The following is a 21,206-nucleotide window of genomic DNA, read 5'->3' on the forward strand; positions in this document are numbered from 1 at the left end:
GAAAGACGAAAAATATGGCAGCGATTAATGAGAATTTTTTGAAACTGCAGGCGGGCTATTTGTTCCCTGAAATCAGCAGGCGCATTCGCACTTTTAAGGCAAATAATCCTGATGCGAAGATAATCAGTTTGGGCATTGGCGATGCTACACAACCTCTGGCTCCGGCCGTTGTCGAAGCGATGAAAAAGGCCGTTGTCGATTTGGGCACCGGTGCTGCCTTCCGCGGCTACGGCCCGGAACAGGGCTATGATTTTCTAATCGACGCGATAATTCAAAACGATTTTAACTCTCGCAGTATTGATTTAGACCGCAATGAAGTTTTTGTCAGCGACGGCGCAAAATGCGATACGAGCAATATCCAGGAAATATTCGGCCTGAATAATGTCATTGCCGTAACCGACCCCGTATATCCGGTATATGTGGACACTAATGTGATGGCCGGCAGGACCGGCCAGGCCGACAAAAACGGCCAGTATGGCAAAATTGTCTATATGCCCTGCACATCTGGAAATAGTTTCGTCCCGGATATACCGGAGCAGAAAGTAGATATTATTTACCTTTGCTTTCCGAATAATCCTACCGGAGCGGTGGCAACAAGGGAAATTCTGAAAAAGTGGGTCGATTTCGCCCGCAGAAGCAAGGCTGTAATTCTTTTTGACGCTGCTTACGAGGCCTTTATAACCGACCCAGAGATTCCTCATTCAATTTACGAGGTCGAAGGGGCGAAAGAAACGGCGATTGAGTTTCGCAGTTTCTCCAAGACAGCCGGTTTTACCGGCGTCAGATGCGCCTTTACTGTCGTACCGAAGCAACTGAAGGCCTATACAAAGGACGGCAAGACAGTCGAAGTCAATTCATTGTGGCACAGACGGCAGTGCACTAAATTTAACGGCGCCTCATACATATCACAGGCCGGCGCAGCCGCTGTCTATACGGCAGAGGGGAAAAAGCAGTGCCGAGAAATTATTGATATCTATATGGCCAGTGCCGCTGTAATTCGTGAATCACTCACAAAACTCGGCTGCGAGGCTTACGGCGGAGTTAATGCACCGTATATCTGGATGAAGACGCCGGACGGCATAAGCTCATGGGACTTCTTTGACCGCCTACTGCAAAATGCAAACGTCGTCGGCACGCCCGGAGCCGGCTTCGGGCCATCGGGTGAAGGATACTTTCGACTTACGGCCTTTGCCGGGCCGGAGGATGTCAAGGAAGCTATGCATCGCATAGCACATAGCATATAGTATTGTCATTCCTGCGCAAGATGGTTTTACTAATGACAACAGCATATATTGGACTAGGCAGCAATTTAGGGGATAGAAAAAACTCTATTCATAAGGCCCTTAAAATGCTGGCCGAAACTGAGAATGTCGAAGTTACCCGCGTCAGCGACATAATCGAAACCGCTCCGCTCGGAGGTGCCGACCAGCCGAAATACTTAAACGCAGTGGCCCAGATTAAAACCGCTCTGACCGCGGAAGATTTACACAAAGTACTGCTCGGCATCGAGACCTTACTTGGCAGGAGCAGAAAAGAAAAATGGTCATCAAGGACCATTGATTTAGACCTTCTGCTTTTTGGCGATGGAATAATAAATAGCCCCGGCCTAATTATCCCGCATCCGCAGATGCACTTGCGCTCATTTGTGCTTAAGGGTTTGTGTCAGCTCGATGCCGACTTATTGCATCCTGTTTTAAAAGTGCCGATGAAGGAGCTATCAAATCGGCTCAATAATGCGGATTTTGTGCTTAATCCCAAGCTGCCGCAGCTTGTCAGCGTAGCGGGCATTATCGGCGTTGGGAAAACCACCCTGGCAAAAAATCTATCGAAGATATTTTCCTCTAAATGTATTTTTGAACCTTACGATAAAAATCCTTATCTGCCGGATGTGTATGCCGGCAAAAAAGAACTGGCGCTGGACTGTCAATTATTTTTCCTGACCGGCAGGGCTGCTCAGTTAAATCTCCACAGCTTAAAAGCTGGCGAAATGCTGTTTGCTGATTATGTGTTCGATAAGGAGCTGATTTACGCAAAACACCTGCTAAATGCCGAGCAGCTTACATTGTATCATACGATTCATAAGCAAGTAATCTCTGATATTGTGGCTCCCGTTTTGGTAATATACTTAGCTGATTCTGTGGAAGATTGTCTGGAGCGCATTCACAGACGTAATCGGCCATACGAACAGAAAATCCAGCCACAGTTTCTGGATTCTCTCAGCCGAGGCCACGATGAACTCTTCGCGGACTGGAAAAAGTGTCCGGTTATACGTTTGTCGAAGTCTGAATTCGATTATATGCAGGATGACAATGTCCGGCATCTCGCGAATCAGATAAAGAGTTATATTGCAGTATAATGAAAATCGCCAAAACAATAAATTCGGTTAGAAACCTGGTTAAAGCCGCCCGCAGCAAGGGTAAAAAAATCGGCTTTGTGCCTACGATGGGTGCACTGCATATCGGCCATATTTCGCTGATTAAAAAAGCGAAGCAGCAAACCGATTTCGTAGTTGTCAGCATCTTTGTCAATCCCACACAGTTTGGGCCGAGTGAGGATTTCAAGAAGTATCCGAGGCCGATTAAGAGCGATTTGGCTATATGCAGAAAAGCCGGCGTCGATGTGGTTTTTGCGCCGAGTTCCCGGGAAATGTACCAAAGTGAGAGCCTGACGTGGGTGGATATGGAAAAGCTGGCCGAGCTGCTTTGCGGCCGATTCCGACAGGGACATTTTCGCGGCGTTGCCACTGTTTGCACCAAGTTATTTAATATCGTCGTACCGGATATGGCGTTTTTCGGCCAAAAGGACGCCCAGCAGGCAATCGTTATTAAGCGAATGGTTGCTGATTTGAATATGCCTTTGAAAATTGTTGTCTGTCCTACAGTGCGTCAGGCCGACGGACTTGCGGTCAGCAGCAGAAACCAATACTTAACCTGTCAGCAGAAAAAGGATGCAACGTATATTTACAAGGCGTTGAAGAAATCCAGGAGTTTGATTAAAGCTGGTACAACGAAGAGTAAAACAATCGTCGGCGAAATGAAAAAAGTATTGAAGCAGGTGCCGTCAATAAAAATAGAATATGTAAGCATCGTTGACGCACAGACCATGCAGGAGCTGGAGAAAGTTACTGGAAAGGTCTTAATAGCGGCAGCGGTTAAAATCGGCAAAACTCGATTGATAGACAACATTCTGGTGGACGTAAGCGGGCGATAAGATATAATGTAAGCCATGTTTGTAAAATTATTAAAAAGCAAATTGCATTGTGCAACGGTTACCGAAACCAAATTGCGGTACCAGGGCAGCATCGCTATAGACGCTGCACTGATGAAGGCGGCAAATATTTTACCCTACGAGGTCGTCCAGATAGCCGATTTGAATAACGGTAACCGCCTTCAAACTTATGCTATCCCCGCCGATGCGAACTCGGGTAAAGTGGTAGTCCTAGGGCCGGCTGCAAAACTGGTAAGGGCAAAAGACACTATTATTGTGTTCAGCTTCGGATACTACAACCCTGCGCAGGCCAGAAAAGTTAAACCGAAGGTTGTTATTCTCGGTAAAAATAACAAAATAAAAAACAAGGGTTAGGAATCTGTGCCCGTTAACTCGCACGAGGCACGAGCGAAATGCATCCTGAACTTTTTGAGATACCTTTCATACATTTGACCGTAAAAAGTTACGGCACGATGATGGTTATCGCATTTCTTGCAGCGGTTTATCTGATAAGACGTCTTAGCCGCAGTTTCACGCCTGACCCGCAGTACATAACTAATGCGGCTCTTTATTCACTTATCGCAGGAGTAGTAGGCGCACGGCTTTTTTATGTAATTCATTATTTTGACCAGTTTCAGGGACGCCTGCTGTCTGTCTTTGCCATCTGGAAAGGGGGCCTTGAGCTTTTGGGCGGTGTGCTTTCGGCCATTGCTGTTATCGGTTTTTACTGCCGGTATCACAAGCTTCCTGTTAGGCGTTATCTTGATGTACTCGCCATTGCCCTGATGCTGGCGCTTGTGTTCGGCAGAATCGGCTGCTTTCTGAACGGCTGCTGCTTCGGTAAGCCCACGAACCTGCCCTGGGCTGTTCGCTTCCCGTATGGCTCATACGCCTATAACAGCCAGATATCTCCGAACCCGGAAAGGAACCGCTTCCAGCCGCAGTTTAAATTGCCTGAGGAATTTTTAGGCTACTATTACGAAGACGGCAAAAAGTTCTACGGCTTAAAACCTTATAAGGATTTAACAGCGGAACAAAAATATATGGTTGATAAAGGCCCTTATCGCTGTTTGCCTGTTCACCCAACGCAGTTGTACTCATCGATTAAGGGCGCTGTTTTGGCCCTTATACTCTATCTTTTTTGGCGGAGAAACCAGAAGGCCGAGAAATCCAAAGGCCGCGGGAAGCTGTTTACTAAACCCGGCTGCACGTTCGGCCTGATGTTCGTAATCTACGGCATCAGCCGGTTCTTTATGGAATTTCTCCGCGACGACAATCCGTTCGAGTTCGACAGCTTAACAATCTCGCAGAATATCGGTATCGCTATGATAGTATTCGGCGTGCTTTTGATGATAGTATTTGAAAAAATGAAACCCGATCATCTATCGGGCGCAGCGAAGCAATCTCGTGATTAACTTCTTGTTCTGCTGGGTTTCAGAGGAACACTATGGGTCTTTACGACAGAGATTACACTCAGGCGAATTTTCATTCGCAATTCAACAACGCTCCGCAGATGCGGATGACCTTTCCCCGGCTTACACCTGCGGTCAAATGGCTATTGATTATTAATATAGCCGTATTTCTCGCAGCGATAATTATAAAACCACTAGGTGCTCTTATTTATAAATGGTTTCAGCTCGACCCAACTTCATTGCTTCGGGCTTTGCAGGTCTGGCGATTGGTGACTTATCAATTTCTCCATGACCCAGGCAGTATTTCTCATATAGTGTTTAATATGCTTGGCTTATACTTCCTGGGGCCAACGCTTGAGCGCCACTGGTCGAGTAAAAGATTTTTGATATTCTACTTTGGTTGCGGGATAGCAGGGGGGCTGTTCTATATTTTGCTGGTTATCATTGGTTTCCTGCCTGCGCTGCCTATGGTAGGAGCGTCGGGAGCAATACTCGGAATGTTGGCTGCCTGCGCAATCCTTTTTCCGCACTTTGTTGTCTTTATTTTCCTTTTCCCTGTGCCGATAAGAGTAGCGGCGATTGGTTTGACAGCCGTTTACCTTATTGCTGTAATAACAAGGGGTATAAACGCCGGCGGCGATGCAGCCCATCTGGCGGGTATGGCGGCAGGTGCAATTTACGTATTCTCGCAGTCTTGGCGAACTAAACTCAAGTTAAAATTCCAATCCAGCCGCCTGCAGGAGAGAATAGCCGCGGAACGCAATCTGCAGGCCGAACTCGACCGCATTCTGCAAAAGGTTCACGACTTCGGCATCCATAGCCTGACGCAGAAAGAGAAAAAGATACTCGAACAAGCAACCGAAGCTGAGCAGAAGCGAAGCAAATTATAAAAACAAAGTCCTGCGGGAAATCCGCAAGACTTTGTTCATCGTTGCCAAGGCAAAAATCCGTTTTTTCTGTGTCTTCTTAGAAATCAATCCCCCTCGTTCCACTTGAATTCATCGGTTTTGCCGAGCAATTCTTCGAGCCTTGCCTTTACGCTCTCGTTTTTGAATCCGGCGTCCTTCCACTTTTCCACCTTGGCGCTTCTTTGCTCAACCTCTTTTTTTAGCCTCTCGAGCTTTTTGAGCAGTTGTTCGTACTCGATTTGTTTTCGCTTTAAGATGGCATCAAACCTGTGGTTGAGCACTTCTTTGAGTTCATTGAGAAGTGCTTCTTTTTCTTTGTCACCTGCGGTTTTGATTTGCTCAAGCAGTTTATCCTGCTGTTGTCTTAGTGCCAAATCTTTCTTAAGCACTTCAGCCAGTTGCGGGTTTTCTCTTGCCGCCTCTGCGATTCTGCCGTACTTTTTCATGCTCAGCCCCAGTTGTTTCCAATAAAGATTGGGGTCTTTCGTACTTAGTTCAGCCAGCTTTTTTGCTTCGTCGGCATAATTTTCCTTCAGCCAGTCGAGATATTTGTCGTGTCTCCAGGGCATACCCGCACCAGGCGGCATACCCTCAGGGCCGTGCTGCATGCCGCGGGGGCCAAACGGTTCCGGCCGCTTTTCCACATGCTTCCTGAATTTTTTACCGAACTGCTCCCGCATAACGTTTCTAAGCTCGGCTTTGAACTTCTCAGGGTTATTTTCCTGCAGTTGTTTTAACTCTTTTGCTTTATTCGGGTCGGTCTCCGCGAGTTGGTTCATTATATGCTCGATTTTTTCCTCCGTCAGTTCAGGCCGTCCATGCCCTCTTTTTGCTGTGTCTTCGGACCAGATATTATCTTCCTTTTTATTTACGTCCTCTGCAGCTCGGCAGCATAAGGCGGTTGCGGATAATACCGTCGCAATTGCCAATACCAGGATTATTCCGTATTTCGTTTTCATTTTTTTATCCTTTCCAAAAATCGCTGTTAATTTCCATGAATTCCGTTTCTATTTCCAGTTCTGTTATAGCTTCGCGGCCGTTGCCGTTATTTTCACCAAATTGCATAGCAAGCAGGTCGTTTTCAATTTGTTCTACCTCGGCGACCAATATTGCCGATTCCGCGCTATCATCAGCCAAACGCTCGCTCTCCCAAACTGCTTTCGGCATTATTGAGCTGCTGACGGGTCTTTCAGGTCTAACTTTTTCTGTTTCAAATAATTTTACGCTTATAATCGCAAGGATAATAAATCCCGCAGCGACAGCCGCCGTTCTGTAAACAGTTCTTCTAAAAGTGTTTTTCTTTTTGTGCAGCAGGCTTACAGCGATTTCAGCCTTTATATTGGCTATAAGCTCGCCATCGGGCTTGGGTGCGCTATGCTCGTGAAGAATTTGCTCACCTTTTTGGATATCCTCGATAGTCTGCTCAACTTGCCCGGAGTCGAGGAATTTTCCAAACAGGTCATTTAGATTTTCTTTTGTTTCATCGTTCATGGTCATTTCTGCTCCATCAACTCCCGCAGTTTCTTCAGCCCACGGTGCAGTTTTGATAATGTGGTTCCTATCGGTTCAGACCGCATCGCTGCTATTTCCTTGAAACTGGCCTGGGAATAAAAACGCAGCATAATCAATTCTCTCGTATCTGTATCCAGTCTGCCGAGCTGTATCTGTAATTCATCGATTTTCTCGTCGCGGGACTGTTTTGCATAAGTTATTTCTTCCGGCTCGAAATGCCTTTTCTGGGCGTCGAATAATTTTTTCTGCCGCTGCTTGTCCCTTAAATAATCGTAGAAGAGATTAGATGCTGTTTTGAACAGCCAACTTTCAAAAGAACCTCCCTTAAAAGACCGGATTTTCTCCACCAGTTTGACAAATAGCTCGCTAAGCAAATCGTTGCTTATTTCCCTGTTGCCTGTTAGTCGGTAAAAGTAGCCGTATGCCCGGCCGGCGTAAATATCCACTATCTCTGAAAAACTCTCAGAGTCGCCGGACTTACAGCCGTCTATTATCCGGGCTAAATCGTTGTTTTTGGCCATATTTCAGCGTTTTTACGTAAATAAAGACGGTGTTTGAAACAGTTTTATTGCATAAATACAAAAAAACTATTACTTTATTCCTCTATGTCTATCGTTGATATTAAAACAAAAAATACCTGGTCTGCTAAGGCAAAGCGGATGTTCACCAGCGTTTTGCCGGTTGACAAGAACCGCAAAGGCCAGTGCCGCCGCTGCGGAGCCTGCTGTAAGCTGCCGAATGTGTGTCCGTTTATAGGCATCGATAAAGATGGCCTGTGTACCTGTAAAATCTACCCGCTGCGTTCTTTGAGCTGCCGCAAATATCCCCGGACCAAATCGGAGCTGCTTACAGCTGATACCTGCGGCCATAGTTTCGATTAAACAAAGGATTGAAATTCCCGCCTATGGAATTACTCGGCGGGCAATTCGTTTTCTCCTTTTTCTTCTTCGTCGTCGATTTTCCAGCTTTCAGATTCGTCTATATCGTCGATTTCGCGTTTCATATACTTGAAAATCTTGTCCTGCAGCGGTGCTAATTTTTCATACCACTTAAGCATTCCGTTATAGCTGGCTAACAGCATATCAAGACGGATTAGCTGCCATTTGGCTATACACTCCGGCTCCTTGATATTACTGAACGGGTCGCATTTGAAGGTTCTTCTGCCTTCAGGATTAATCTCGCAAAATTCGCAATCTTTACATTGAATCATTTTCGCACCACGCCCCAAATCAACAAAAATCTAAAACAACAAATTTGCGCTTTTCACTCTCTTTACTTTTTTATTATAATACCATATATTTCACAGAGTTAAAAGTATTTTGGAACAAAGATTAATGACCGTTTTATGGAGAGATAAATGGGAAAGCCGAGACGCAGACGCAAAATTGGCAGTAAAAAAAGACACTCCCGGTGGAAAGTCCGACATAAAAAATAAGTTGATTGTCCGTTGTTCATATTGAGCGTTGCGTAATATATGCGGCTTTAGCCGGTTATGCTTGCCCGCCGCTGGTGGGGCGAAGTGTTTTATGCAATACGCGATACGATAAATGAAACACTTTAATATAACCTTCAAACCTGATGGCAGACAGATTTCTATTCACGCGGGTGCAACGCTTCTCGAAGCCGCAGGCCAGGCCGGGGTAATCTTAAATACCGTTTGCGGCGGAAAGGGTATCTGTAAAAAGTGTCTGGTGAACCTTGACCCGGATGGCAGGGGAGTTCTTGCGTGTCAGCATCACATCGATAGCGACCTTACGGTAACAATTCCTCCTTCCTCCCGCTTTTTTGAGCATAAAATTTTAACGCAAGGCCTTGCTCCTCAACCCGAAATTCAGCCCGACATATATAAAAAATATCTAAAATTAACTCCAGCCGGTGAAATTTTCGGCGTCGCGGTCGATATCGGCACAACTACCGTCGTCTCAAAATTAGTCGATATGACAAATGGGAAAACTCCGGCAACCCAGGCCGACCTGAATCCGCAGACACGTTTCGGTGATGATGTTATCAGCAGAATTAATTACGCTCAAACCGACACAGAGTTAGAGGAACTGCACAAAACAATAATCGGCTGTATAAATGAATTGACCGCAAAGCTTTGCAGGCAGACATCCATAGACACAAAGCAGATATACGAAATGTGCATTGTCGGCAACACGACGATGAATCACATTTTTCTTAAATTACCTGTGGTCCAGCTTGGCCAGGCGCCGTATAAGGCCTTTTCCCTCGATGCAAAAGACCTCTCCCCTGAAAAGATTGCCCTGCAAATGAATCCTGCTGGTAATATCCACACAGTTGAGAATATAGCCGGCTTCGTCGGCTCGGATACCGTTGCAGTTGCGCTTGCGGCGGACATAAACTCGGCTGATGAAATGACGTTGGCAGTTGACATCGGCACAAACGGCGAAATTGTGCTCGGCGACAAAGATAAACTCTACGCCGCAAGTTGTGCTGCCGGCCCTGCCTTTGAGGGCGCTCGCATAAGATGCGGCAGCAGGGCGATGGAGGGGGCGATACAAGCGGTGGTCATAAACGAGGCTGATATAGACCTGGATGTAATAGGAAATTGCCCGCCTCGCTCTATATGCGGCAGCGGTCTTATAGATGCCGTCGCAGTATTGCTGGATTTGGGCGTTATTAATACAACCGGCCGTTTTGCTAACCCCGCTAATCTTCCGTCGGCTATCGCCTCTCGGATATGTGTTGAGCAAGACCAGCCAGCTTTTCGCCTTGCTGACAAAGTAATTCTTACTCAAAAGGACATTCGTGAAGTCCAGCTCGCGAAAGCCGCCATCCGGGCAGGTATAAAACTCCTGCAGAAGAAAATTGGCATTGAAGATGACGATATAAAGCAGGTCCTTTTGGCAGGGGCGTTCGGTAATTACATCAGGCGGGAAAGCGCACTGCGAATAGGCCTGCTGCCCAATCTGCCGCTCGAGCGAATTCATTTCATCGGCAACGCCGCCGCCTCCGGCGCTGAGATGATTTTGCTTAGTCAAGATTGCCGAACGCAGGCAAAAAAATTAGCCCGTAAAATTGAGTATGTCGAAATCGCCCACCAGCCGGACTTCCAGGATGTTTTTGTTGATTCGATGACGTTTTGAATTAGCCACAGAGAAGAATAATCAATTATCAATAATGTTGTCATTCCTGCGCAAGCAGGAATCCATATTTTAGGTTATTTATTCTCAGGACAAATATTGACGAAATTGGATAAAATAGATGACTGTTACAGTTTCTAGTTTCTTTCACCTTTAATGAAATAAGGTAAAGTCACCTCATTTATATCAGGTGGCTCTGGTATTTCCACCTCTGTAGATTCTAATCCTAAATGTTTCTTGGCGAAAACCAGCAAACAACCCCCAAGAAAACTTCCGAACCAGCTTGTAACGTCTGTAATGTCATGTAGCAATTTAATCATTGCTTTGTTAGTATTCTCATCGGTGTTTTCGACTCCAGTGTGTTCCAGAATCAGATAGTTTATCAAGACATTAGACATAGAAAAAACACAGTTCCCGTAAAATTCTGACATAAATATTTCAAAAATTTCGCTCTCCCGTAAATCATCAATTAATTGGTTAATTTCCGTTGATGACGGATAATAATGAAAAGCAAACTTGTTTCTAATTGAAGAAATCAGATTTTTATCTTTACGAAAGTAAGTTTTTAGCTTTTCAAGACTTTCTTTTTCTGGGTCTGTTAATTCTTTTTCATACGCGAAGGAGAGTTTAGTACCAAAGAAATTCTTTTGCAGTAGTTTCCAGCCTTCGTGCAATTTGCCTGCCTGAATTCTTATCAGGGATAATGTTTGTATATTTTGGGCCATATGTGCTACCTGATTTGCCGTCTTTACGTTGGAAGAAAAAATCATTAGCTTCTGCAGCATATTCAAATCATTTAGCAGGCTGCCTGTTAGGACAAAGAATACTCTCTCGTTTTCTGGTACCGAAGACAGCTTTGACTTCGGTATCACAACCTTTAATAGTTTCATATCGAATTCCCTTCAAAGTGATAGAAATCACCGCACCATTTTAATGATTGCCCTCCGGCCATCCCCGATTTACTTGTGCAACTTGGTTACACAAAATCCTTTGCAGAGTGAAAAAAACCACTCCACTCTGCTTTAAGCCGCTTCCTTATAATTTTCCCAGTGTTAAACTTTATAACTACTTCTACGTCAGGGTTGTGGTCACCTTTGGTATGTGCTAAAGGCCCAAAAGTTTCCTCTGGCGATGGTCCTTGGCATTTCTTAGCCCAACGTCCAGTTGAAATGATGTTAATCAGCGTTCCCGACATAATCGATAAAGGCAACTTTGTTGACTCTACGCAGGACTCAATAACGCTTTTTTCACCAAAGTTCATGCCGGGGGACGGCTGTGTAATAAAACCACTAACATTAACACCAACAAAAGTAACAGAACACGACTTTTTCCCTTTGTTGTTCAATGAAAGCTCGCAGTGAAATAGCGAATTATCCCTACCGACTTGGCCGTAATCTACACGACATTTTTCGAGTATCGGTTTGGCTTTGTTACGCAATGAAATTAGACCAGTGGTGGCTGCAATACCTGAAAAGATGACCATAAGTTTCACCTCGGAGGGCCAAGCCGAAAACGTATGCCAAAAAATTCTTATTGGTTCTGCTAATGAATTTGTGTCCATATTCAATACTCTAATTGGAGGTAGGTTCACCCTACCATTTTACCCACTGCCTGTTTTAGTTCAATGGAAAGGTTTTGCAAATAAATCAAATCCGCAAGTCTTTAGATTACTTTTGGTGTTAATTCGTGGTTAATTTTCCTTGACTTTTCCCTGAAATTTGGTATAATTCCCCCAGTTTACCAGTAGATAAACGCAAATCGCCCAGCAGGGCAAGGTCTCAGGTCCAGCAGGTCCAAATCAAATAATCTATTAAAAAGCATTTTTCCGCATCCAGCGGTTTCTGGAATGCTATGAAAAAGAGCAGAAGTCTATTTAGTCAGCTTATACAAAAGGTGGGCCGGACGCCTGATAAGTCCGCTTGGGGATGCCTTACGGCAGCGGGGCAGCATTGCTGCCGGCTGGTTGAGACGAAGACTTGGCGGACAAATCTCGTTTGGAGCACAAGCTTTGTCGAGAACGCCTCCCGGCCAAAATCCCTCTGCGTCCTCAGCGCAATCCGCGTCAAAAAAACAGTGTAAACCCGTGAAATCTGTGGCTGATTTGAAAGGAATTCTCAATGAGCGGCTTCCAATAACCAATTAATACAGTTTATAACTCAATTCTCTTTTATTCTCTGTGGCTGAAATTTTATTTGCTGCGACAGAATCGGAGATTGTCTAACTTGAATGGAAAAATCAATCAAAATGATATTAATTATGCCAAACAAAGCCAATTTTCAAAATGCCAAAAATGAATATAACTAATTATATGACAGATAGTTACGGCAATATTTCGCAACTTTCGACAATGCAAAAACAAAGCCAAACAAACCCAATTTATATTGCGTTTATTCGTGTCAATTCTTGGTTAATTGTCTCTGCGTGCTCAGCGGTCTCTGCGGTAAAATTAGCCGTTGTGTTTTCCAACAACCAAACAGGCGTTATGTCCGCCAACGAAAATTGCCGTAAGGAAGCTTCTCTTTGTTTTGAGGCAGGTAAAAGAGCCTCTCCAGTTTTTTATTAGGGAGGGATGATGTTTGGCTGGAGAGGCACAATCAATTCATTTGTAAAGCCTATTACGACGGTGCAAGCTGGGATAACCGCCCCGCCACCGCGCGGGGCGGTTTCCGTATAACCGATCTCGTGTAAGTCAAACCCGGCGATTTAGTAATCTTTAAAGTTTCGCATCCATTCCGGCCAGTCGCTTGGCTGGACGCCGCCGCAGGTAGTCCACGGTCCGCAGGTGTTGAACGTTCGACTGTGCTTGAGCGTCCACAACTCCTTAAGCCCGACTTTGCGGGCGGAGAAATCCAGAAAAACAGTGTTGATATACCCAGTATGTCGATTGATGCATATCCAATGCATTTCAGGGGGGTGATAGTCACCCTCGTAAGCGGGCGGGGCAGCATAAGAGCTTGCCCAATAATTAATAAACTGACAATCCATAAGCACAGGGGCATTAGCTCCGCCTTTTACATCGGTCCGCCGCCAGTATTCCGGGCTTGAGGACACACTACCGCCCATCATATTCTCAATGTAGCGATTCATACCGTAGCTGCCGGAAGGAGCTCGAATACCGGTTTGGTCATCACCTTCCCCCGGGATTGGATAGTTCTCCGGATCCCACGAGCTCATATTGGTGTTCCATGTGCCAAACGTCCCCATCTTATTGTATGGGTTAACGGCTGTCGGACAGAAGCGCATCATTGGGTCCCGGTAATATGGTTTATAGACTAGGTGCCAAAGCTTGGCATATCCTGCATAGGACCCAATCTCTCTGCTGTGGAAGTAACCGTCATTGTCGGCGGTGTATGCCTGGAAAATCTGTCCCCACTTGTAAAGGTTCGACAAACAAACGGCCTCTTTGGCCCGCATTCTGCCGCCTGTGCCGATGGCTGCGATGTTGGCCAGAAGAAAGATGAAACAAACCAGAGCGGCGACAATGTCTTTTTTTGTAAAGTTATTTCCGGTTTTCATAATTTTTTTACTCCTTATTCAGCCACCGATTTGCCAGTTCAGCAAGGTCGGCGAAATCGACATATTGATCATTATTTATATCACCTCTGAGATATATCTGGTTGCCCTGATAATTACAGGGCGGTCCTGAGTCTGTGCAGTCGAGCCAATCGGCAGCCAATGCAGCAAAGTCGATATTGTTTACCGCCCAATCGCCGTTTAGGTCTTCGGGGCGGTGCAGGGCCAGCGTCTGTTCGTGGCAGCCGTACCGGCCGATAGCCCAGATAGTGTTGTTGGCATCACTGATTAAAACTACCCAGCCTGTCGTTATAGTCGGGAAACTCAGGCTGCCGAAACCTTCGAATTCAGAAACCTGCTGCCCACTTGGGTCAACGACATAAAGACGGGCATCGTCGCTTGCGGCGTAGATAAGGCCGTTGCCGCCGACGGTTAAAGTAAAGCCGCCTACTGTCCCCAGCCTTGTTACCCACTTGATGGTTCCATTTGGATTGACAGCCCTTAGATACGGGTCGTTTAGGTTGACGTAGATTGTGCCGTCAGGGGCCAGGGCCGGCTTAGACCAGCAGGATGCAGGGCCGTAGGTTGTGGTATAATCACGTTCGAACCAGCCGGAGCAGGGATCCGCAAGATTTGTCGACCAGATTATGTTGCCGTCACTCGGGTTGATGGCATAGAGATTTGGGTCATACAGCATGGCCTGATATATAGTGCCGTTTGCGGAAATAACAGGCGAGGCGAACAGCCAGGGTCTTTTGCCATAAGGCGTGCAGGGGTCTGAAAAAGCACGGCTCCATTTTATGCTGATGTTGTTTGAGTCAAGTGCGTAGAGATTGGGGTCATATATTCCGGAGATATGAAGGGCGCCGTTGTGGTCTATTGCCGGAGTTGCAAAAATGGCTCCGGTAGTCGCGGCGGATAAGCCGTCAGTTTCAAATGTCCATAGCTCGCTGCCATTGCGACCTAGCGCGTAAAGTGCGCCGTCCACCGAGCCGACGAATATCTGAACCTGCTGTTTCCATGGCGGGTTCCAGTGAGGATAGCTGTATACGCGCCATGGGTCGTCGAACAATACGGTGGGGGAGGAATATATAGGCCCATCGGTAGTATGTGTCCAGAGCAAACGGCCGTTTCTGCCGATTGAGTATAGCTTTCCGTTTTCGGCGCCGACGTATACGTTGCCGCTGCGGTCAACGGCAGGTGTGCTAACGAGCGGCGAGCCGGTATCGTAAGTCCACAACAACGTCCCGTTGGCGCTCAGGGTGTATAGTTTTCCATCTTCGCAGGGGACGTGAACCCTGTTGTTATAGCCGATGGCGACACCTGCGGTTACAGGGCCGCCCGTCTGGAACTGCCATTTAACACAGCCGTATTTTGGCCCGAACTTTCTGCGGGGATGTCCCGGCCGCCACGGCTGGGGCGGCCAGCTGTAATAGGGCTGAATTGTAAAAAGTCCGCTCTCGATGCAAGTGAGATTGGGAACCGGGCTGTTTGGCTCAACTAAAACCAGGCACTGGTTGGAATCAAGAGGAGGCCGCGGAAATTGAGAGACCGGCAGATGCCAGAAAAAGCTGCCGGTATCGGGGGCGTTACCAATCTTTGTCCAGTTGGTGCCGTTATTAGTGCTGTAAGAAATATCAACCGTGCCGGTTATGTCGTAACTGTCCCAGTTGATTTCGTGAGTGCTGCCGCCTGTCCAGACTTCGCCGCCTTTAGGTTTGGTGACAACTATCATTGCAATTTCAAACTCGTCGGCGCCCATATCAACGCACCGGCCCATCAGGCGGGGCTGACCATCCATATCCACATCACCGGTGTGATATGTGAAAAAGGGATTTCCGGTCTCTATACAGGGTGAGGCGGGGAGCAAATGATAGTCGCCGTCGGCAAAGCAGGGGTCGTCGTCGATGTTATATTTGTCTGCGCCGAACGGAATATTGGCATCGTCGGGATTGTCGTCCTGGATGCAGCTGAACCATACGTCGGGATTCCCACTATAAACTTGAGCGGATTGGCCTGTGCCGCTGCTGTCGGTGTTACCCCAAATAATACTGTTTGTTACGGATATCCGCAACCAGCTGCCTAAGAGGTATATTCCGCCGCCATTATCGTTGGCTGAATTGCCGCTTATCGTGCAGTTTGTAATCCTTACGTAGCTATTGCAGCAGTAGATTCCGCCGCCATCGCCTCCGGCTGAGTTATCTGTTATCGAACAGTTGGTAATGACCGGTTCGCTATATTCCTCGCTGTAGATTCCGCCTCCTCCTCCTTCGACATAGTTACCACTAATTGTGCAATTGGTAATTTTGGGTTTGCTGTTAAAATAACAGTATATACCGCCGCCGGTGTTGTTGCTTATAGTACAGTTGGTAATGGTGGGGCTGCTATTGTTATTGAAGCCGTAGCAGACTATAGCGCCATTATCGCCGCCGTTTCCAGTTATTATGCAGTAGGAAATTGTCGGGCTGCTTTCGCATTGGATAGCGCTGAAGCGGCGACAATTTGTAATGGTAATGCCGGCAAGCACCGAATTGGCATCTTCATTGTTAGAGAAGTTGAAGCCATAGTGTGGGATATAATAAGTATAATCTTCGCCGTAGTATATCGCTTCGTTACAATCAATAATTGTCCCGGCAACTACGAGAGGGTCTGTTGGATTAACGCTGCTGACTGTAATGGCTTTGCCGAGAAAGTCGATGTCCCAGTTGCCGGGGCCGGTGTAGGTGCCGGCGGCAACGACAACAGTATCGCTGTTTACGGCTGCGTTAATGGCCGACTGAATGGTGGGATAATCGCCCGGCACAGTCAATACATTCGCATATCCAATGCTGCATAAAGCCAAAAAGGCCGAAATTAAGATAATTATTGCCATTTTGTTCATTTTTCCATCTCCTTCAGAGTTTATGATGAATTTATTATGGCGGCACGGGCATGCGTTTATGCCCGTGCTACTGGCATCGATATCAATGTAAAACCAGCCAGAAAAACAAAAATAAGGAGGAGGGTAATGAGCTTTTGCATTTATTTTTCCTTCCTTTCGCTTAGCAGGTTTATTTCATACCCTGTTTATCTATGGTCTTAGTCCAGGAAAATGATGTTTCGTTACATTAATAAGTGATTTTTTAGGATTTTCTCACGAAAAAATGTCACCCAACCGGCCGAAAAGCTGTTTTTAACGTCAAAAAGAGGGTTTTTGCGGAGATACGGATTTTGTGAAAAAAAATAAGACAAACTGTAACAAACCGCCGTCAATCTGGACTATTATATACGGCATAACAAAGATATGCGAATAGGAAACGAAACAGGTGTTATAGGGTTGGTAGCGCAGGCGCAATGCGGCAATAATGAGGCTATGTCCCGGTTGTCGCAGCAGGTCGCCGACAGGGTCTTGCCGTACATCCAGGGATTGACCCTGAATCACGATATGGCCCAGGATGTTTTGCAGGAGACGCTTCTGGAAATGGTTAAATCACTAAGTAAAGTCGAAACCCCCGAGAATTTCTGGTGTTGGGTGTATCGGCAAGCACTCGGCAAGGCCCAGCATCATTTTCGCGACCGCAAAAGACAAAGGTCAATACTCTTTAGGGTCGCGAGCGGTCTTCTCGGGCAGGCCAATGACGAAAGTCTTGCCGGTCTGAACTATGTTACGCGAGTCGAGCTTTCTGAAGCTGTTCTTAAGGCGATGGACAAGCTGAAGATGGAATACAGAAATGTGCTGATTTTACGCTGCTTTGAGAGCCTGTCTTACGCCGAGATTGCCGATGTGCTGGACTGCAAGGAGTTGCGTGCCCGCGTTTTGTTCTTTCGCGCCAAGAAATCACTTGAAAGACAGCTGACCCGGGGTGGCTTCGGCAAAGAATGCCTCTTGGCCGGCTTGGTTCTGTTCAGAATACTCACTAAGCCCAGCGCGGTATCTTCGGCAACAAGTCTGGTCTCAGCCAGCGTCCTGAATGTGGACGCATTCGTTGCAATCATAAGTCTGGCGTCTTCGAAAATCGGACTGCTGGCGACTTCCCTGGTGACTTTATTTGCGGTCTGCGCAACAACAAGGTCGGTTCTCTACGCTGTTGGGGTTTTAGTTTTCGCCTTGTATGTGCTTTTCTGGTTCTGGCTGGCGAGACTGTATCACGAATAACGCTTGCCCCTGATGGAACTGGAGGCCGCAAGTCCTTAGATCTTTCCAACGATTAAGCAGGCGTTATGGCCGCCGAACCCGAGGGAGTTGCTCAAGGCGTAGTTGACTTTTGTCTCGCGGGCCTTCAACGGCACATAATCCATCTTTAGGTCGCATCGCTCGTCTTGGTTGTCTAAATTGATGGTGGGGGGGATAATCGAATCGGTAATGGTTTTTACAGTTGATATAAGCTCAACGGCGCCGGTCGCTCCGAGTAAATGACCGAGGCAGCTTTTCGTCGAGTTGACGGCCAGCTTATAAGCGTGCTCGCCGAAAACGGCTTTTATAGCGGTGCTTTCAGCTATATCATTCAGCTCGGTGCTTGTGCCGTGCGCGTTTATATAATCGATTTCTTCTTTTTCTACCCCGGCATCGGCAAGCGCCAGCTTCATCGCCCTTGCTGCTCCTTCACCATCCGGCGGGGGGGCGGTAATATGATACCCGTCATCTGTAGCGCCGTAGCCGAGAAGTTCGGCGTATATCTTCGCTCCGCGTTTCTTGGCGTGGCTTTCTTCTTCCAAAATCAGGATTCCGCTGCCCTCGGAGAGGACGAAACCGTCCCTGTCCCTGTCAAAGGGTCTTGATGCCCGCTGCGGGTCGTCATTTCGCAAGCTCAATGACCTCGCGGCACAGAATGAGGCCAGTCCTACCGGTGATAGTGCTGCTTCTGCGCCGCCGGTTATCATAATGTCGCTTCGTCCGTGGACAATATTCAAAAAGGCCTCGCCGATGGCGTGATTGCTTGAAGCGCACGCGCTGACGACGCAAAAATTCGGCCCTTTCAGCCCGTAGCGAATGGCGATATTGCCGCAGCCCGCGTTGGCCATAAGTTTCGGAACGGTGAATGGCGAAACCTGCCTTACGCCCTTGTTCAAAAGTTTTATATGCTGCTCTTCGATTTCCTGTATGCCGCCTATGCCCGTTGCTACGATGACGCCCGCGCGGGTGGTATCTTCCTTCGAGAAATCGAGCCCGCTGTCATTCACAGCCTGTACCGCCGCCGCTACCGCGAACTGCGAGAAGCGGTCCATCCGTTTGCTTTCCCGATGGTCGATGTACTTCGTTGCGTCGAAGGTTTTTACTTCACCCCCGAACCTTACGGGATATGTGCTGACGTCGAAGGATTCTATGTTGGAAATGCCGCTTTTACCCTCGCATAACGCAGCAAAAAGCCCGTCAGCAGACTCGGCCAAAGAGGTAACACACCCCAAGCCAGTGATAACTACTCGTCGCCTGTTCATAATGTTACACTTGTTAGTTATTCTTGGCTTTTTGTACGTGCAATATTGGCAATGTAATCAATGGCGGCACCGACCGTCTGGATTTTCTCGGCTTCCTCATCCGGAATGCTCATATCGAATTCATCCTCGAACTCCATGACCAGTTCGACCGTATCCAGCGAGTCGGCGTTTAAGTCATTAATAAATGAGGTTTCACGAGTTATTTCAGATTTATCTACGCCCATTTGCTCACTTATTATCTCGATTACTCTGTTTTCAATTGCCTGAACATCAATCTCATCAGCGCTCACTTGTTTTGCCTCCTAAGCCAAATAGGAAATTATTCGATTACCTTACAATACGATTAACGAAAAAACCAGCGATAATAGTTATTTATGACATTCATTGTTTTCGGCGGGTATATTACCTGTTAAATCGCTCCGATACAAACATTTTTTTATTTTTTTACATTGCCATTCCGCCGTCCACGCAGAGCACCTGCCCCGTCATATATCCCGCATCATCGCCTGCCAGGAACGCCACCGCTTTAGCAACGTCCTCCACTGTGCCGAATCGTTTAACGGGTATTACCTGCATCGCAGCGTCTTTTACCGGCTGGGCGAGCACTTCCGTCATTTCCGTCATAATAAAGCCCGGGGCGATGCAATTAGCGGTGATATTCTTTTTGCCGAGTTCTCTGGCCACCGATTTCGTCATACCGATAAGGCCCGCTTTGCTCGCTGCGTAATTGCTTGAGCCGGCCTGACCCATCACTCCTGCAACGGAGCTTATATTTATTATCCGCCCGAATTTATTGCGGACCATAGATTTCGATGCTACAACCGTCGCCATAAAAGCGGCTCGCAGATTTACGTTGATGACTTTGTCGAAGTCCTCCTGGTTCATTTGTATTATCAGCTTGTCGCGGGTAATCCCTGCGTTATTGACCAGAATCCCTATCCCGTTATATTCTGCAACCAGCCCCTCAAGTGTTTCAGTAAGCTTGTTCGTATCGGTTATGTCCACGCATTTCGTTAATACGCTAAAGCCCGCTTCTTTCACAACATTTTCAAGTTCGCCGAGCTGTTCGGCATTTATGTCCAGCCCTGCGACAATACGACCATGCTTGAGCAATTCGAGCACAATCGCACGCCCTATTCCCCTCGCGGCGCCTGTTACGACAGCCAGTCTCTTCTCCGGCATATTTCCATTCTCCTTATCAAGGCTAAGAATTCAGCAGCTTTTCTGCGTCCTGCAGGCTGCTTATATTTACAACGTTTGTCTTCCTGTTTATTCTCCGCATCAGCCCGGTCAAAACCTTCCCTGGCCCAATCTCGTAAAAAGCTTCGACTCCGTCGGCTATAAGTCTTTCCATGCATTTTTGCCAAAGAACAGGGCAAGTCAATTGTTTTATTAGCCCTTCTGCGATTTTCTCGGCGCTTTTATAATATTCGGCGTCAATATTAGCAATGGTTTTAATGTTCGCTGGCTCTGAAATTTTGCATTTATGCAGCGCCTCTTTGAGAGCATTCGCTGCGCTGGACATCATTTCACTATGGAAAGCGCCGGCCACTTCCAGCCGCACAGCTTTTATGGCTCCGTATTTCTCAGCCAATTTTTCCGCCCGCCCACAGGCTGCTTTACTGCCGCTTACCACAATTTGGCTGGGACAATTAAAATTAACCGCGACCAGAATTTCACCTTCGCCGGCCTCGGCACAAAGCTGACCGACCTTTTCCTCGTCGAGGCCGATAACGCTCACCATCCCGCCATCGGTAGCATCTGCTGCTGCCTGCATTGCCTGTCCTCGCTTTTGAACGAGAACAAGTGCGTCCTCGAAGCTGATTACTCCCGCGGCGTATAAAGCGGTATATTCGCCCAGACTAAGTCCTGCCGTTACATCCGCCTGAAGTCGTTTTGTCTTGACCAGCTCCAGCAGGGCGGCCGAGGTTGTAAAAATCGCGGGCTGCGAGACCGTCGTCGTATTTAATTTTTCTGCGGGCCCTTCGAAACATATCCTGCTCAAATCGAACCCGACAATAGTATCGGCCTTCTCAAAAATCTTCGCCGCAGCGTTGAATTTCTGAGCTATCTCTTTGCCCATTCCTACGGCTTGAGCTCCCTGGCCCGGAAATAAAAAAGCGGTTTTCATAATT

Annotated in this window: 23 protein-coding genes; 11 read left to right on the plus strand and 12 right to left on the minus strand. The window is 47.1% G+C overall.

The window, feature by feature from the left end; genetic code table 11:
• Positions 1-14 precede the first annotated feature (14 nt).
• Genes PHG53_08860 through PHG53_08885 form a run of 6 tightly spaced genes read left to right on the plus strand, consistent with a single transcriptional unit; the run spans position 15 to position 5,509 of the window.
• Positions 15-1,244 (plus strand): LL-diaminopimelate aminotransferase, encoded by a 1,230-nt coding sequence (locus PHG53_08860; protein MDD5381727.1) that lies wholly within the window; start codon positions 15-17, stop codon positions 1,242-1,244.
• Positions 1,245-1,276: 32 nt separating this feature from the next.
• The gene (gene folK, locus PHG53_08865) at positions 1,277-2,356 is read left to right on the plus strand and encodes a 2-amino-4-hydroxy-6-hydroxymethyldihydropteridine diphosphokinase (GenBank protein MDD5381728.1); all 1,080 of its coding nucleotides are present in this window, start codon (positions 1,277-1,279) and stop codon (positions 2,354-2,356) included.
• Entirely contained in the window at positions 2,356-3,210 is an 855-nt protein-coding gene (gene panC / locus PHG53_08870; protein MDD5381729.1) for a pantoate--beta-alanine ligase, read from the plus strand. The genes folK and panC overlap by 1 nt, the downstream gene beginning before the upstream one ends.
• A 15-nt stretch (positions 3,211-3,225) precedes the next feature.
• Positions 3,226-3,582, plus strand: a complete 357-nt coding sequence (locus PHG53_08875) for an aspartate 1-decarboxylase (GenBank protein MDD5381730.1) — start codon at positions 3,226-3,228, stop codon at positions 3,580-3,582.
• A 38-nt stretch (positions 3,583-3,620) separates the two neighbouring features.
• Positions 3,621-4,622 (plus strand): prolipoprotein diacylglyceryl transferase, encoded by a 1,002-nt coding sequence (locus tag PHG53_08880; GenBank protein ID MDD5381731.1) that lies wholly within the window; start codon positions 3,621-3,623, stop codon positions 4,620-4,622.
• Positions 4,623-4,654: 32 nt separating this feature from the next.
• Positions 4,655-5,509 (plus strand): rhomboid family intramembrane serine protease, encoded by an 855-nt coding sequence (locus PHG53_08885; protein ID MDD5381732.1) that lies wholly within the window; start codon positions 4,655-4,657, stop codon positions 5,507-5,509.
• 83 nt (positions 5,510-5,592) lie between these two features.
• Here the strand turns inward: PHG53_08885 and PHG53_08890 are convergent, their stop codons facing one another.
• The 3 genes from PHG53_08890 to PHG53_08900 are packed head-to-tail and all read right to left on the minus strand — an operon-like array spanning position 5,593 to position 7,560.
• Positions 5,593-6,486 (minus strand): hypothetical protein, encoded by an 894-nt coding sequence (locus PHG53_08890; GenBank protein ID MDD5381733.1) that lies wholly within the window; start codon positions 6,484-6,486, stop codon positions 5,593-5,595.
• A gap of 4 nt (positions 6,487-6,490) precedes the next feature.
• Positions 6,491-7,018: a hypothetical protein gene (locus PHG53_08895; GenBank protein MDD5381734.1), complete on the minus strand. Its 528-nt coding sequence runs from the start codon at positions 7,016-7,018 to the stop codon at positions 6,491-6,493.
• Between the two features lie 2 nt (positions 7,019-7,020).
• Positions 7,021-7,560 carry an RNA polymerase sigma factor gene (locus PHG53_08900; GenBank protein MDD5381735.1) on the minus strand — a complete coding sequence of 180 codons (540 nt, stop codon included), beginning with the start codon at positions 7,558-7,560 and terminating at the stop codon, positions 7,021-7,023.
• A gap of 138 nt (positions 7,561-7,698) precedes the next feature.
• On the opposite strand from PHG53_08900, the gene PHG53_08905 reads away from it, so the two are divergent.
• Positions 7,699-7,920 (plus strand): hypothetical protein, encoded by a 222-nt coding sequence (locus tag PHG53_08905; protein MDD5381736.1) that lies wholly within the window; start codon positions 7,699-7,701, stop codon positions 7,918-7,920.
• Between the two features lie 29 nt (positions 7,921-7,949).
• Here the strand turns inward: PHG53_08905 and PHG53_08910 are convergent, their stop codons facing one another.
• A complete protein-coding gene (locus tag PHG53_08910) occupies positions 7,950-8,249 on the minus strand; it encodes a hypothetical protein (GenBank protein MDD5381737.1) in 300 nt (99 codons plus the stop codon).
• A 337-nt stretch (positions 8,250-8,586) separates the two neighbouring features.
• Between PHG53_08910 and PHG53_08915 the strand changes: the two genes are divergently transcribed.
• Positions 8,587-10,146, plus strand: a complete 1,560-nt coding sequence (locus PHG53_08915; protein ID MDD5381738.1) for an ASKHA domain-containing protein — start codon at positions 8,587-8,589, stop codon at positions 10,144-10,146.
• Between the two features lie 134 nt (positions 10,147-10,280).
• Here PHG53_08915 and PHG53_08920 read toward each other — a convergent pair whose 3' ends face one another.
• Both PHG53_08920 and PHG53_08925 read right to left on the minus strand, forming a co-directional pair.
• Positions 10,281-11,033, minus strand: a complete 753-nt coding sequence (locus PHG53_08920) for a hypothetical protein (protein MDD5381739.1) — start codon at positions 11,031-11,033, stop codon at positions 10,281-10,283.
• An 86-nt stretch (positions 11,034-11,119) separates the two neighbouring features.
• Entirely contained in the window at positions 11,120-11,626 is a 507-nt protein-coding gene (locus tag PHG53_08925; GenBank protein MDD5381740.1) for a hypothetical protein, read from the minus strand.
• A 368-nt stretch (positions 11,627-11,994) separates the two neighbouring features.
• On the opposite strand from PHG53_08925, the gene PHG53_08930 reads away from it, so the two are divergent.
• The gene (locus PHG53_08930; GenBank protein MDD5381741.1) at positions 11,995-12,222 is read left to right on the plus strand and encodes a hypothetical protein; all 228 of its coding nucleotides are present in this window, start codon (positions 11,995-11,997) and stop codon (positions 12,220-12,222) included.
• A gap of 202 nt (positions 12,223-12,424) precedes the next feature.
• Positions 12,425-12,706 (plus strand): hypothetical protein, encoded by a 282-nt coding sequence (locus tag PHG53_08935; protein ID MDD5381742.1) that lies wholly within the window; start codon positions 12,425-12,427, stop codon positions 12,704-12,706.
• Between the two features lie 140 nt (positions 12,707-12,846).
• On the opposite strand, the gene PHG53_08940 is transcribed toward PHG53_08935, so the two are convergent.
• Positions 12,847-13,659 carry a hypothetical protein gene (locus PHG53_08940; GenBank protein MDD5381743.1) on the minus strand — a complete coding sequence of 271 codons (813 nt, stop codon included), beginning with the start codon at positions 13,657-13,659 and terminating at the stop codon, positions 12,847-12,849.
• A 7-nt stretch (positions 13,660-13,666) separates the two neighbouring features.
• The gene (locus PHG53_08945) at positions 13,667-16,537 is read right to left on the minus strand and encodes a PQQ-binding-like beta-propeller repeat protein (protein MDD5381744.1); all 2,871 of its coding nucleotides are present in this window, start codon (positions 16,535-16,537) and stop codon (positions 13,667-13,669) included.
• Between the two features lie 402 nt (positions 16,538-16,939).
• On the opposite strand from PHG53_08945, the gene PHG53_08950 reads away from it, so the two are divergent.
• Positions 16,940-17,791 (plus strand): RNA polymerase sigma factor, encoded by an 852-nt coding sequence (locus tag PHG53_08950; protein MDD5381745.1) that lies wholly within the window; start codon positions 16,940-16,942, stop codon positions 17,789-17,791.
• 35 nt (positions 17,792-17,826) lie between these two features.
• On the opposite strand, the gene fabF is transcribed toward PHG53_08950, so the two are convergent.
• The 4 genes from fabF to fabD form a co-directional block, all read right to left on the minus strand.
• Positions 17,827-19,071, minus strand: coding sequence for a beta-ketoacyl-ACP synthase II (gene fabF, locus PHG53_08955; protein ID MDD5381746.1), 1,245 nt, complete (start codon positions 19,069-19,071; stop codon positions 17,827-17,829).
• 17 nt (positions 19,072-19,088) lie between these two features.
• Positions 19,089-19,346, minus strand: a complete 258-nt coding sequence (acpP, locus tag PHG53_08960) for an acyl carrier protein (protein MDD5381747.1) — start codon at positions 19,344-19,346, stop codon at positions 19,089-19,091.
• Positions 19,347-19,515: 169 nt separating this feature from the next.
• Positions 19,516-20,253: a 3-oxoacyl-[acyl-carrier-protein] reductase gene (gene fabG / locus PHG53_08965; GenBank protein ID MDD5381748.1), complete on the minus strand. Its 738-nt coding sequence runs from the start codon at positions 20,251-20,253 to the stop codon at positions 19,516-19,518.
• Between the two features lie 22 nt (positions 20,254-20,275).
• Positions 20,276-21,202, minus strand: coding sequence for an ACP S-malonyltransferase (fabD, locus tag PHG53_08970; protein MDD5381749.1), 927 nt, complete (start codon positions 21,200-21,202; stop codon positions 20,276-20,278).
• Positions 21,203-21,206: the final 4 nt, after the last annotated feature.

It is taken from the genome of Phycisphaerae bacterium (assembly GCA_028714855.1).
In the GTDB taxonomy this organism is placed as follows: Bacteria; Planctomycetota; Phycisphaerae; order Sedimentisphaerales; family Anaerobacaceae; genus CAIYOL01.

Bases quoted from the DNA above. Each gene is read 5' to 3' on its own strand.
- PHG53_08860 (MDD5381727.1), top strand. From the start codon at position 15: ATGGCAGCGATTAATGAGAATTTTTTGAAACTGCAGGCGGGCTATTTG.
- folK (MDD5381728.1), top strand. From the start codon at position 1,277: ATGACAACAGCATATATTGGACTAGGCAGCAATTTAGGGGATAGAAAA.
- panC (MDD5381729.1), top strand. From the start codon at position 2,356: ATGAAAATCGCCAAAACAATAAATTCGGTTAGAAACCTGGTTAAAGCC.
- PHG53_08875 (MDD5381730.1), top strand. From the start codon at position 3,226: ATGTTTGTAAAATTATTAAAAAGCAAATTGCATTGTGCAACGGTTACC.
- PHG53_08880 (MDD5381731.1), top strand. From the start codon at position 3,621: ATGCATCCTGAACTTTTTGAGATACCTTTCATACATTTGACCGTAAAA.
- PHG53_08885 (MDD5381732.1), top strand. From the start codon at position 4,655: ATGGGTCTTTACGACAGAGATTACACTCAGGCGAATTTTCATTCGCAA.
- PHG53_08890 (MDD5381733.1), bottom strand. From the start codon at position 6,486: ATGAAAACGAAATACGGAATAATCCTGGTATTGGCAATTGCGACGGTA.
- PHG53_08895 (MDD5381734.1), bottom strand. From the start codon at position 7,018: ATGAACGATGAAACAAAAGAAAATCTAAATGACCTGTTTGGAAAATTC.
- PHG53_08900 (MDD5381735.1), bottom strand. From the start codon at position 7,560: ATGGCCAAAAACAACGATTTAGCCCGGATAATAGACGGCTGTAAGTCC.
- PHG53_08905 (MDD5381736.1), top strand. From the start codon at position 7,699: ATGTTCACCAGCGTTTTGCCGGTTGACAAGAACCGCAAAGGCCAGTGC.
- PHG53_08910 (MDD5381737.1), bottom strand. From the start codon at position 8,249: ATGATTCAATGTAAAGATTGCGAATTTTGCGAGATTAATCCTGAAGGC.
- PHG53_08915 (MDD5381738.1), top strand. From the start codon at position 8,587: ATGAAACACTTTAATATAACCTTCAAACCTGATGGCAGACAGATTTCT.
- PHG53_08920 (MDD5381739.1), bottom strand. From the start codon at position 11,033: ATGAAACTATTAAAGGTTGTGATACCGAAGTCAAAGCTGTCTTCGGTA.
- PHG53_08925 (MDD5381740.1), bottom strand. From the start codon at position 11,626: ATGGTCATCTTTTCAGGTATTGCAGCCACCACTGGTCTAATTTCATTG.
- PHG53_08930 (MDD5381741.1), top strand. From the start codon at position 11,995: ATGAAAAAGAGCAGAAGTCTATTTAGTCAGCTTATACAAAAGGTGGGC.
- PHG53_08935 (MDD5381742.1), top strand. From the start codon at position 12,425: ATGCCAAAAATGAATATAACTAATTATATGACAGATAGTTACGGCAAT.
- PHG53_08940 (MDD5381743.1), bottom strand. From the start codon at position 13,659: ATGAAAACCGGAAATAACTTTACAAAAAAAGACATTGTCGCCGCTCTG.
- PHG53_08945 (MDD5381744.1), bottom strand. From the start codon at position 16,537: ATGAACAAAATGGCAATAATTATCTTAATTTCGGCCTTTTTGGCTTTA.
- PHG53_08950 (MDD5381745.1), top strand. From the start codon at position 16,940: ATGCGAATAGGAAACGAAACAGGTGTTATAGGGTTGGTAGCGCAGGCG.
- fabF (MDD5381746.1), bottom strand. From the start codon at position 19,071: ATGAACAGGCGACGAGTAGTTATCACTGGCTTGGGGTGTGTTACCTCT.
- fabG (MDD5381748.1), bottom strand. From the start codon at position 20,253: ATGCCGGAGAAGAGACTGGCTGTCGTAACAGGCGCCGCGAGGGGAATA.
- fabD (MDD5381749.1), bottom strand. From the start codon at position 21,202: ATGAAAACCGCTTTTTTATTTCCGGGCCAGGGAGCTCAAGCCGTAGGA.